General features: G+C 59.9%; 13 protein-coding genes and 2 pseudogenes. 7 read left to right on the top strand and 8 right to left on the bottom strand.

The window, feature by feature from the left end; all coding sequences use genetic code 11:
- Window positions 1-37: 37 nt before the first annotated feature.
- A complete protein-coding gene (locus tag ACPPVP_RS08175) occupies window positions 38-235 on the bottom strand; it encodes a hypothetical protein (RefSeq protein WP_426532971.1) in 198 nt (65 codons plus the stop codon).
- Between the two features lie 291 nt (window positions 236-526).
- Here ACPPVP_RS08175 and ACPPVP_RS08170 point away from each other — a divergent pair, with 291 nt between their 5' ends.
- The 5 genes from ACPPVP_RS08170 (at window position 527) to ACPPVP_RS08150 (ending at window position 2,982) form a co-directional block, all read left to right on the top strand.
- Window positions 527-1,042, top strand: coding sequence for a hypothetical protein (locus ACPPVP_RS08170; protein ID WP_426532969.1), 516 nt, complete (start codon window positions 527-529; stop codon window positions 1,040-1,042).
- Between the two features lies 1 nt (window position 1,043).
- The gene (locus tag ACPPVP_RS08165; protein WP_426532967.1) at window positions 1,044-1,538 is read left to right on the top strand and encodes a hypothetical protein; all 495 of its coding nucleotides are present in this window, start codon (window positions 1,044-1,046) and stop codon (window positions 1,536-1,538) included.
- Window positions 1,539-1,578: 40 nt separating this feature from the next.
- The gene (locus tag ACPPVP_RS08160; RefSeq protein WP_426532965.1) at window positions 1,579-1,770 is read left to right on the top strand and encodes a hypothetical protein; all 192 of its coding nucleotides are present in this window, start codon (window positions 1,579-1,581) and stop codon (window positions 1,768-1,770) included.
- Window positions 1,771-1,774: 4 nt separating this feature from the next.
- Window positions 1,775-2,083 carry a metallophosphoesterase gene (locus ACPPVP_RS08155; protein WP_426532963.1) on the top strand — a complete coding sequence of 103 codons (309 nt, stop codon included), beginning with the start codon at window positions 1,775-1,777 and terminating at the stop codon, window positions 2,081-2,083.
- 650 nt (window positions 2,084-2,733) lie between these two features.
- On the top strand, window positions 2,734-2,982 hold the full coding sequence (locus ACPPVP_RS08150; protein WP_426532961.1) for a hypothetical protein: 249 nt from the start codon (window positions 2,734-2,736) through the stop codon (window positions 2,980-2,982).
- 201 nt (window positions 2,983-3,183) lie between these two features.
- On the opposite strand, the gene ACPPVP_RS08145 is transcribed toward ACPPVP_RS08150, so the two are convergent.
- The 5 genes and pseudogenes from ACPPVP_RS08145 to ACPPVP_RS08125 form a co-directional block, all read right to left on the bottom strand.
- On the bottom strand, window positions 3,184-3,810 hold the full coding sequence (locus tag ACPPVP_RS08145; protein WP_426532959.1) for a general stress protein: 627 nt from the start codon (window positions 3,808-3,810) through the stop codon (window positions 3,184-3,186).
- Between the two features lie 16 nt (window positions 3,811-3,826).
- Window positions 3,827-4,144 carry a hypothetical protein gene (locus tag ACPPVP_RS08140; RefSeq protein ID WP_426537734.1) on the bottom strand — a complete coding sequence of 106 codons (318 nt, stop codon included), beginning with the start codon at window positions 4,142-4,144 and terminating at the stop codon, window positions 3,827-3,829.
- Window positions 4,145-4,636: 492 nt separating this feature from the next.
- Window positions 4,637-4,957, bottom strand: a complete 321-nt coding sequence (locus ACPPVP_RS08135; protein WP_426532957.1) for a hypothetical protein — start codon at window positions 4,955-4,957, stop codon at window positions 4,637-4,639.
- 72 nt (window positions 4,958-5,029) lie between these two features.
- Window positions 5,030-5,482 (bottom strand): Hsp20 family protein, encoded by a 453-nt coding sequence (locus tag ACPPVP_RS08130; protein ID WP_426532955.1) that lies wholly within the window; start codon window positions 5,480-5,482, stop codon window positions 5,030-5,032.
- Window positions 5,483-5,709: 227 nt separating this feature from the next.
- Window positions 5,710-5,910, bottom strand: a pseudogene (locus ACPPVP_RS08125) (Ku protein); the annotation flags it as partial.
- Between the two features lie 631 nt (window positions 5,911-6,541).
- On the opposite strand from ACPPVP_RS08125, the pseudogene ACPPVP_RS08120 reads away from it, so the two are divergent.
- Together ACPPVP_RS08120 and ACPPVP_RS08115 are read left to right on the top strand one after the other, a co-directional pair.
- Window positions 6,542-6,811 (top strand): annotated as a pseudogene (locus ACPPVP_RS08120) (ATP-dependent DNA ligase); the annotation flags it as partial.
- A gap of 106 nt (window positions 6,812-6,917) precedes the next feature.
- Entirely contained in the window at window positions 6,918-7,070 is a 153-nt protein-coding gene (locus ACPPVP_RS08115; protein ID WP_426532953.1) for a hypothetical protein, read from the top strand.
- Window positions 7,071-7,495: 425 nt separating this feature from the next.
- Here the strand turns inward: ACPPVP_RS08115 and ACPPVP_RS08110 are convergent, their stop codons facing one another.
- Both ACPPVP_RS08110 and ACPPVP_RS08105 read right to left on the bottom strand, forming a co-directional pair.
- Window positions 7,496-8,671: a zinc-dependent alcohol dehydrogenase gene (locus tag ACPPVP_RS08110; RefSeq protein WP_426537732.1), complete on the bottom strand. Its 1,176-nt coding sequence runs from the start codon at window positions 8,669-8,671 to the stop codon at window positions 7,496-7,498.
- A 234-nt stretch (window positions 8,672-8,905) separates the two neighbouring features.
- Window positions 8,906-9,931 (bottom strand): alpha/beta fold hydrolase, encoded by a 1,026-nt coding sequence (locus ACPPVP_RS08105; RefSeq protein WP_426532951.1) that lies wholly within the window; start codon window positions 9,929-9,931, stop codon window positions 8,906-8,908.
- Window positions 9,932-11,124 lie beyond the last annotated feature (1,193 nt).

Below are 11,124 nucleotides of genomic sequence, written 5' to 3'. Positions count from 1 at the left end.
TCAAATGGTTCCAGCGAAGTCCGCCAAGCTTGGGTTATCACTTCTTTCCGTCCGGATGCCGGTCGAGCCACTCCTTGGCGGCCTCTTCCAACACCAGCGACGCCGTCTTGTCGCGCAGCGCGGCAGCGGCCTTGATCCGGCGGATGACGTCCGGATTTATGGACATCAGGAACTGCTTTTTCTCGCCGTCCGGCGGCTTTCGACCCGGTTTGCCGGCCGTCTTCTTTTCCGCCATCAGGCTGCCCGCGCGTTGTGCAATCCCGGAGACCGTCCCATGGGTTGCGGGCCGCAGCAAGAGATTGGGCTACCCGCTCAGGCATTTTCCCCCGCAATCGAAGGTCTCTCGCCAAGTCGCTTTAACATCCCTTTGAAAATATAGATAAATTTACGCACCGAAAGATACATAGATATATATTTGATATAGGTATACTTTGTCTATCATTGACAAAGAGCAAATGCCTCGTGTTCTTGAATTCTGCGTTGGGTGTGGCGTATGGCGCGCGTTGTAGGGGATTGGCGGTCTGAGTTGATCGGGTTCTACCCCGACCTCTTCCATCCGCCGGCGGACCAGCCCGGCACCGCAGCTGCCTATCCGGAGTGCGGTCAGGGCTGGCTGGACGTCCTGGACCGCGCCTGCATCCGGATCCGGGCGGCGGTCGAGGCCGACGGCGCCCCCTTCAAGTTCACGCAGATCAAGGAAAAGTACGCGTCCCTAAGAGTCGACTGGGACGGCGCGCTTTCTCCCGCAGCGACTGCCCATGTTGAGAACGCGATCGTATTGGCCGAGGCCCGCAGCGCCTGCACTTGCGAGGAGTGCGGCGAAGAGGGCTTTCTGCACCAGTCCGGTGATTGGCTGACGACCCGCTGCGCGACCCACGCCGAGGGTAAACCCGTCGATCCGCGACCCGGCTTCGAAAACCTCCACATTGTGCGTCAGTTCGCGGCCGGCCGGATGAACGCCATCACCTGCCGCCGCTACAACCGCGAGACGGATTCCTTCACGGACGTGGATCCCTCCGAACTCGGCATCGAGGAGGAGTGAGATGACGCCCACCATGAATTGGCAGGCCGACTTGATGCGAGCGCACGCCCGCCTCTTCGAGAGCGTGCAGGGCGAGCCCCACCTTTCGTTCGGTTACCCGCAGTGCGGCGAGGGCTGGCGCGACACGCTGGAGCGGCTCTGCGACCGGATCGAGAGCGCGCTTCGCGATCGCGAGACGTTCGCATTCGTCCGCATCAAGCAGAAGATGGCCATTCTGCGCGCCGACTGGACTGGAGATGTGTCCGACGGGACCGCCGCCAAGATCCTCGAAGCCGTCAATCTGGCGACCGCCCGCTCCTCCTGTACGTGCGAAATCTGCGGCGCAGAAGGCAGCCGCTACATCGATCGCGGATGGTTCGCAACGCTCTGCGACAAGCTCGCCGCGGGCGATCGGGTTCCGAAGAAGCCGGGCTTCGAGAACGTCCGCCGGCTGCGCCGGCGGGTCGCGCGTCGGACATGTACTACGCGCGCTACGACCGCACGGCCGACAGTTTGACCGAGGTATCGCCGCCATCCGCGAATTCGGAGGGATAGTCATGGCGCGTTTTCGCTGCCGCGCCTGCGGCCAGGAAGGCGATTTTGTCTACCAGGCGGAACGTCATGAATGTCCGCGCTGTGCCTCGATCGAAGTCCAGTTCGCGCTGGGCGTCGAGGAGTTGCCCGATGGTTTCGTCGAGATGCTGCTGCGAGCCGAACGGCTCGACGACCACGAAACCGACAAGGACTGACAACGTGCTGCTCTGGATCATGTCCGACCTGCATCTGGAATTGACCCGCGGCTGGGATCTGCCGTCCGGAGACGCGCGCCCGCGCTTCGACGTCCTGATCATCGCCGGCGACCTGATTCCGAGAATGGAACGCGGCGTGAAGTGGTTGCTGGAGCACGTGCCGGACCGGCCCGTCATCTACGTCGGGGGCAATCACGAGGCGTACGGTACCGACATCCAGCGGACGCTCGAGACGAAGAGGTCGGTGCGGCCGCGGGCGGCCGGATTTCTGTTGCCGTTTTGGTCGCCGCAGCGATCGTCGTCTCGCCGATAACGGCGTTTGCTCAGGGTGGAGGCGGCGGTAGCGGCGGAGGCAGTGGCGGCGCAACCGGAGGCGCGTCAAGCGGCGGAGCTACCACGGGAGCAACGGGCGGCGCCACAAACAACGGGATGAATTCGCAGCAGACGACGCAATCGACGAGCAAGACGCAGACCATTCAAGATCAGAAGAACGTTGTTACTTCAGGAAGCAACACCACCCCATCGCAAAATGGTGAGGGCGTGAGTGGACCGGGCGTTGGCATAGGAACCTCGACCAACGGCAAGCCAATAGGCTCGCCGGGATCCGGCCTAGGCTCGCCAGAGAACCCCGTCGACGCGAGGAAACTCAGGTAGTTGCTTCTCATTTCTGCAAACCCCGTTGCTCTCTTTGCACCGGGGGCATTGATTTTCGCCAGCTTGTGAAGCTGAGGCAGTAGGACGGGCGCAAAATGAATAGACGGTTGAGCGTCCTACTTTTCCTGGTGCTAATCGGCTGCGCAATCACCGTAGGGACTTGGTGGTATCGAAGCAGGTGCTGGGGAATGGACGCGTGCGCGGCTGAAAAGTCTGAAAGTCATGAACGGGTTAAGCCGAGCGAGACACAGTAGCCATCCCGCGGACTGGCCGCGTTGTCGCTGAAGGTTGGGAGATAGGAGCAACATTTTGAGCAGAATTAGTTTCCTGTTAATTGCAGTGTTTTGTTCTACTTTTGCCTTTCCGCTTGATAACGCAATTTCCGGTATAAGCCCGGAGTATAATGAGGCCGCGCGAAAGCGGCAGGCCGAAATTGCTCGGCAAATGTTTTGCAGCGAAAAAGCGGGCAAAGAAAAGGTTATGAAGCGCGATCTTGCGGCTTTTGTGGTTGGCTGCATGGACGCAATTGAGAGGGCGGAACAAGCGTTCAAAAAATAGCGTCGAGTGGCGGCGATCCATCCGCCGACTCGTAGAGCTGGGCCTGAACTGCGGGAACAGAACGTCGAAGACCTCGCGGAAATCAAATTGGCCACGCTTGAAGGCGACGGAAGGCTAAGCGTTCTGAAACGGAAATGCCTCGAAATCGATGGGCGGGTTCCGATAAAACCGGCCCGCCGAGGCGGGCCGGCCTTTTATCGCTCAGCGCATTCCGGCAGTGTTGCCGTAGAGCTGGCGCTCTTTGCGAACCTCGTCGGCCCCGTAAGGCTGGCTCGCAGGATCGAAAGTTTTCCAGCCGGTCTTCTGCCACACCGCGCTGCGGTCTCGCAGGTTGACCGCAGACGTGTTCAGGATTGCGTCAAGGCGCGTGCGATCCGCGTCCGGCACCCGGGCCGAAACGAGCGTTCCGCCCCGCCTAACACCTTCCGCATAACCGTGCGCATCTTCGTCCGAAACGCCGGCCTCCGTTAAGGCTCCGACGATGCCGCCCGTCGCAGCCCCGGCCGCCGCGCCAACTGCCGTTGCCGCGAGCCAGCCGGCAGCCACTACCGGGCCAAGGCCGGGAATCGCGAGCAGCCCGAGACCGGCCAGCAAACCTGCCGCACCGCCAAGACCGGCACCGATGCCCGCGCCTTTGCCGGCACCTTCGGCACGATCATCGACGCCATCGCGATCACGATCGACCTTTTTGTCGGTGTCGTACCAGCTGTCAGAGTTGTTAGCGACGATGCTGATGTCCGAATGCGGGACGCCGGCAGCCTCTAAGCCCCGAACGACCTTTTGAGCATCGGCGTAAGAGTCATAAAGACGAGAAATTGTAACCGTCATGTGAAAATCCTTCTTCTTACTTGGCTGCGTTGACGTTGCCCTGAAAATCGACGCTCACGTTGGTTGCAGATCCGCCTTTGCTGGCTTTTCCGCGCCAAACGCCATTGTCGTCTTTCTTCAGACCTGAAATGCCGGTGTAGCCAGCTTCCTCGATCTTCGATTTGGCCTGGCCTTCGGTGAAGCTGTTGCGGCCGGCTACTGGCGCGTTTGAGTTGTTTTGTCCGGGGCTGTTGACAGCATTGTTGTTTGGTCCCGACTTTGCGGGCGGGTTTTGTGCGGATGCCGCACCGGTCAACATAAGCCCCGCGCAAAGCATGATTAACGACCGTTTCATCTTGGTTCCTCCAGAAGATACGAGTGCTCGTAACAGTCTGGAATTGAATAGGTTCCTAAGCCGCAACGTTAGCCGAAAACGCGGGGCCCGAACGTGAGTGGGTTTTGCAATTAATCGATCACAGCGGGAAAACTCGGCATTGTGCGCCGCAATCTTCGCGCATTCGCCAACGACGCAACAAATTCGTGCGTCAAGACTGTCGGGAACTTCCGGCAAGTACGCCGGCGCGCGGTATGCGGCACGGAAATTTTGATCGCCGACAGGTCCGGGAAGATCCTTGATCCAGATTAACGCAGTCCCTCCCGAGGGGGATGGGACTTCCAGAAGATGAAGCGCGACGAAGAACCGCCGACCGAAGACCAAAGGGGAACGACAGGCTCACGAACGAGCAAAGTCGCCTTATCGAGGACTATGTCCGCGAAATCGGAAGTTACGAAAGCCCTGCAGTGAGGCGGCCGTGGTCGCCTCATGCGGCTCGATCAATTTCCCCCGTCAGACCCCTGCCCGGCGCTCGGCCGACCGCAGGCGCATCCGCTCGCGGGCTGGCGGATTGCGCGGGCCGTTTCCATCCAGCGCGCACAGGGCTTCGCGAATTTCGTCAATGCTCACAGGAGCCATGAGCCCATCCGGCGCGCGCAAGGCCGGGCAGGATGCGATGGCGGACGCGTCGGATGCCCATGAGGCCAGGATTGCGCGCTTCTCCGAAAGACTGAGCGTCGGGTCGGCAACGACATCGCGCGGATGGCTGAAAACCGTGCCGGGGTGAAGAAGGGCGTTAAAGTCCAAAACGATGGGAGCGGGCGTCGTCCACATGGCTGCCTCCATTCAATGAGGTGCCGCGCGGGCGCACCCGCGCGGCGGCTGATGGTCCAAGGCGCAGGCCGATTAAGCGGCCTTTGCCTCGATCTGGGTGACTTTGCCGGGAGCTGCGCCGCTAATGGCAATGCGGCGCGGCTTCATGGCCTCGGGGATTTCGCGCTGCAGCTCGACAAGGAGCAGCCCGTTCTCGAAGCGCGCGCCTCCGACCTCGACATGGTCGGCAAGCGTAAACTGGCGCTTGAAGTTGCGGGTAGAGATGCCGCGATGCAGGAAGGTTTTTTCTTCCCTCTCGGCCTTCTTCCCTTCGAGGGTCAGGACGTTCTCCTCGGCCGTCAGCGTTACCTCGTCCGGCGTGAAGCCGGCAAGCGCCACCGAAATCTGGAAGCGGTTTTCGTCCAGCCGTTCGATATTGTACGGGGGGAAGCTCTCTTCCGCGGTCCGCTGGACCTCGTCGAGAACGTTGAACAGGCGGTCGAAGCCGATAGTCGACCTCCACAGGGGAGTCCAATCATACCTCATAGCCAAATCCTCCTAAGAGCAAGATGGGTACGAGCCGGCGCCGGACACCTGCCGGCGCCCGCCTCTACTACGGGGCCCGAAGGCGCCCCGGCCGCTCTTATCGTGCGGCGAACAGAAGAATCGTCAGACCGAAAAAAAGTTCAAGGGGGTCATAAAAAAATTTCGCCCAAGGAGGGTTGGTTAATAGCCGGCTACCGGGAGCCGGAGGTCTTTTCGGGCGACCCGCCTTCCTGCCTGCCCTTGAATTTGTCCGGTTTGAACTTCGATGCCTTGGTGTCCAGAAGATGCGCCGCCAGATCCACCATGTCCTTCGTTACTCTTGGGCTTGGAATATCGTCGAAATAGTCAACTTCGTCCCGGAGTGCGTACGGGTAGCGGAGCGTGGTGCCCAGCAGACCCTTGCCGAGAGGCTTCAGGGCGATGACATGCACCCAGCCTCATCGAGAAGGCCTATGGCAAGGATCTGACCGAGATCCGATACGTCGAGCATTTCGAAAGCGGCGGCGACGCCGTCCTTAATAGGATGTCTCTGGAAGGCATCGTCTCGAAACAGGCGGACGCACGATATAGTTCGGGACGCAGCGCCGCCAGGCGGCGTTCAAGGACTGCGTCAGGACAAGCCCGCGAGAGAGGTCGAAGCCGAGCGGCCGGCTCCCTCGGGCAGCACCGACATCGCCAAACCTGTACCGGCTAGAACGACCACCCGCGCGAGACGTTCATCGGCGGCCTCCAGTGATGACGTCTTGATGGGCGTGACCCTAAGCCGGCCCGGACAAGGTCCTGTGGCCGGACGATGGCGAGGGTGCGGTCAACGAAGCTGGACCTCGCCCGGTATTTCGAGGATGTCGGCAAATGGATGATGGGCACCTCCAGGGACGCCCGTGCTCGATCATCGGAGCGCCTGACGGCATCGGGGGACAACGCTTCTTCCAAAGGCATTCGATGAAGGGCGGGTCCAACCTCCGTCTCGAGGAGTCTCGGTGTCCGGCGACCGAAAACCTTATGTGCAGATTGATCGGATCGAAGGTTTGGCCGCCGTAGCGCAGAGCGCGCGTCGAACTGCACCCCTGGAACAACCAGCCCGGTGACCCGGCCCTTCCCGGCCGTCTCGTCTTCGACCTCGATCCGGCGCCGGACGTTGGCTTCGGCCTCGTCATCGATGCCGCCAAGGAAATGCGCGACCGCCTGTCCGAGCTCGGCCTAGTATCTTTCTGCAAGACCACGGGCGGCAAAGGTCTGCATGTCGTGACGCCACTCGCGCGCCCGAAAAAAAGGATAGAATCTGAATTGGGCCGAAGCGAAGCAATTCGCCCGGGACGTCTGCAGCCAATGGCCGCCGAGAGTCCAGACCGCTATCTCATCAACATGAGCAAGGCGAAGCGGACGGGCCAAGATCTTCCTCGACTACCTTCGGAACGACCAGTTCTCGACGGCTGTGGCGCCTCTCTCGCCCCGGGCCCGGCCGAACGCACTGGTCTCCATGCCCGTGACGTGGGCGCAAGTAAAGCGCGGTCTGGATCCCGCGGCATATACGATCCACACCGTGCCTCAGCTGCTGAACAAGTCGAAGGCCTGGGCCGACTATTGAGAGGGCGAACGGTCTCCCCTTGAAGCAATAGAGCGGCTCGGAAAGCCCTCGCTCGCGCGAAAAGCGGCCTGACTCGTCATTCCGATCTCTACTTTTGGGAGGTCTTCTGCTTGGTCCGTGGATATTCTAGTGCTCTCACGTTCACCGAGGATGTGCGTCGTGATGGTATAGTATGCCCGCCGGGTATCTGCCCCCGATGCACTTTCTTTGCGCCTCGTCGCTCCTATCCTGTTCCACAGCCTGAGCACCGTTGGCGAGATGCGCGCTCGAAGTAAATTCCAGGCACGTGCAGACGTGTGTCGTCAGAACGGCAGCATCCCGAACATGAAAAGCAACGCGACCGTCACAGCACCCGACAGCAGTAACGATCCCACGCAACCCAACCGGTTTGAAAAGAAGAAAAACACGATACTACCGGCTTTCCATCATCTGCCGGGACGCAGCACGACCTTGATCACCCCGTCCTCCTTGTCCCGGAACTTCTTGTACATTGCCGGAGCATCTTCGAGGCTGGCGGGGTGTGTGACGACGAAGCTCGGATCTATCTCGCCGGCCTGGATTCTCTGCAAAAGCGGCTTAGTGTAGGCCTGCACGTGCGTCTGCCCAGTCTTGATCGTTAGCCCTTTGTTCATAGCAGCGCCAAGCGGGATTTTGTCGCCCATACCGACATAGACGCCCGGAATGGAAACCGTTCCCGCCTTGCGGCAGCACATGATCGCCTGGCGCAAGACGTGCACGCGGTCGGTCGCCAGGAAAGTTGCCGCCTTGACCTTGTCGAGCACCGCATCGGCCGCCCCGTGTCCGGACGCCTCGCAGCCGACCGCGTCGATGCAGCTGTCAGGACCACGTTTTCCGGTACGCTTCATCAGTTCGTCATAGACATCGTTCTTCGAGAAGTCGATGGTCTCGGCGCCGCCCGCTTCCGCCATGGCAAGTCGTTCGGGAACGTCATCAATCGCGATCACTCGACCGGCTCCCAGCATGAGCGCGGAGCGGATGGCGAACTGGCCCACCGGACCACATCCCCAGATCGCGACCGTGTCGCCCGGCTCGATCTGGGCGTTGAGGGCAGCCATGTAGCCGGTCGGAAAAATGTCCGACAGGAATAGCGCCTGTTCGTCGGTGACGCTGTCGGGAATCTTGATGGGGCCTACGTCGGCCATCGGCACGCGAAGATATTCGGCCTGCCCGCCGGAATAGCCGCCGAGCATGTGGCTAAATCCGAACAGGCCAGCGGGCGATTGCCCCATCGCCTTGGCCGCCAACTCGGCATTTGGGTTAGTGCGGTCGCAGCACGAAAACAACCCTTTCTGACAAAACCAGCATTGCCCACAACTGATCGTAAAAGGCACGACGACCCGGTCACCGATCTTGAGGTTCGTGACCTCGGACCCCAATTCGATCACCTCGCCCATGTTCTCATGGCCGAGGATGTCGCCGCTCTCCATGGTTGGCTGGTATCCGTCTAGCAGATGAAGGTCGGAGCCGCAGATAGCGCAGGCCGTGATCTTGATGACCGCGTCGCGGGGGTGCTGGATCTTCGGATCCGGAACAGTATCTACCCGGACGTCGCCTTTTCCGTGCCAGCATAATGCGCGCATGATTATTTCCTCCGAATGCCCGCGCCAACTGGCGAGATCGCAAAGCGTTCCTAGTTGAAACGGGAGGACCATGAGGCCGCCGCTAGATAGCGCGGTGAGATCTCCAAAGACCTCACCGGTCATAGGGTGCACGATTATTGAGAAAACGATCGCTGCAGCCTAATGCCTTCCCGCCGTCAGAATAAAAACCCCGCCACTTTAGGCGGGGTTCCAAGCAATAAGCGCGTTGACTTACTATTCGGCGGCTTCAAGTTGCGTTGATGCGCCGGCCACTTCCCTTATGGCCGACATCACTTGATCCGTGGCAGTCTGTTGTATCATGTGGCCGTTCCCGGCGAGCCTATGGAACACACTGTGAGAAACGTCGGAGTGCAGGCGGGCTGACTGACTGTCAATATCGATCAACTTGTCTTCCTCGCCAGCGATGATGACTACCGGCATCTTCAAATTCGCGTACTGACCGCGCAGCATGAAAGCGTCAGGAATCATTAACGCCGACTCCGCGGCTGATGCCCTTATTTGAGATGGCCGCAGAGCCATTTCCTTTGGGAATGCTCCGAACTTCTCCGGTACTGATCTAGGGCCAAAGATCTTCTTCAACATGAGAGGCCATATGACCCGGCTCAAGAGAGGCGATATGGTCTGGCTGAGAATATCACCAACGATCGGCAAGGCAGGCGCGCCCATCGCGACGACATCGGGCCGTGCGGTGGGATAGTAATATCCGGATGCGAGAACCAAGCCCCGGACTAAGCCAGGATATTTCAGGGCTATTGCAACCGCAACCGATGCGCCCCAGGAATGTCCAAGCACAACTGCATTGGAAACGCCGAGTTGTGCAAGGGCGGCGTTGATCAATGCCGCCTGGGCATCGGGCGTCCACACGACGCTGCGCGGCCGCTCGCTATGGCCGAAGCCGGGGCGATCGAATACGATGACCCGGTGATCCTTAGCCGCGAGATCGATCAGACCGCTGGATTCAAAGTCCTGTATCATGCTCCCGTTACCATGCAGAAGCACCACCGCGTCGCCTGTGCCTCGTTCGACGTAGTGAAGCCGGACGCCGTTCACATCAAGGAAACGGCCCGCAGGCGGATTGTCACGTTCCGCCTTATTTGCGAGGCGTTTGTTGACGATGGCGGCGGCAGTCAGAGCTGCAATCGCTATCGCCGAGGCAGCAACCAGCGAAGGTGCCTTGCGATCACGACGCCGACTTGGAACTGCTCGGCGAAGACGCTTCAGTGAGGGAACTGCGGTCATGGGATACTCGGTCGGCGCGTGCACGAAATCTCGGACGATTCTGGGAAATGTTGCAGCGCAGGACGAACTGGCGGCTCAAAGGATCGTTCCGTGCCGCCACTTTAATTGTCGAGACGCGGCGATCTTGAGACCGTCCCAAGTGGGCGAAGGAGTTCGCAACTGATCGTCTTTTAGCCTGGATTGCCAACAACCTTAAGCAGCGCAGAACGCATTACTGTGCGGTTTCCGGCAAAAGATAAACGTCGGCGGATCTTGCGGGAACGGTGACCAACTACAGCGTGTTGTGGGCGAGATGTCGGCCCCCGAAGGCCGCGCGTAAAGCAAGCGTAATAATCCTGCTAAGAGGAGGGATATCGTCGCGATCAGGAGATCGTTTTGACGAGAGGGCTTTCACGCATGATCATGTTCTTACGCGGCGCAAGGTAATCTTCAGTTTCTTGGCCTTGGCTTGGAACGGAGGACGAGGCGCAGAACTGGATTAACCAGGATGCGGCCCAACGGCTCGCCGGGCGGCATCGCCGGGATCCGAAATGACGACACAGCGGGCGCCATAAATAACGCGCCGCTGGCCGGAAACGGAAGAGGCTGTCCTGCGTTCAATGGGTGAAGCCGGAGAAGACGCCCGCAGCATCGGCAAAGAGCTTCACAGGTCTTTTGCCGAAGCCGGTCACGACCTTTCGTCGACCGTCCGGCCATTGCGCAATTATTACCGAGGCCGATCTTGTCTTTTTCGATTGTAAATGACGGCTTCTCCTCGTGCATCAGCGCCCCCCTTGAATTGAAGGCCTAATGCTCCAAAAGCTGGCGGATGGTTTCGTCCTTACATAGTGCAGCAACTCGTCGGTATTGATCGATCGACCGTTGCCATCTCTGACGGCGATGGAGCCATGCGGCCGCTGCTCCAGCAGAACCTTATTCAAGGTCTCTGCCGCCGTTGCGCACGTAAAACCCATCGGCCCTATTGCTCCCGCAGTTTACGCGGAACTTAGCGAAATCAGTCAAAAAGCACGTAAGTCATGCTGACCGCCGTGGGGCCCCAACGCTTCCTCCGTTTTCTCCAAGTTACAGTCGGATCAATCGCGGATCGCCCTCAATAATGTTCCGCGAGAGTGATGTTTAGAGCCGTCGCTGTCTCAACCCAGCGGCGGTTTTTTTGCCCACCAGCTTGCGCTGGCGGTTTATTGGCGTCGCTT

It is taken from the genome of Bradyrhizobium sp. McL0615, from assembly GCF_049993905.1.
GTDB lineage: Bacteria > Pseudomonadota > Alphaproteobacteria > Rhizobiales > Xanthobacteraceae > Bradyrhizobium.
Note: the sequence above shows the minus strand (reverse complement) of the source record. Positions and strands in the feature narration are given on the sequence as shown.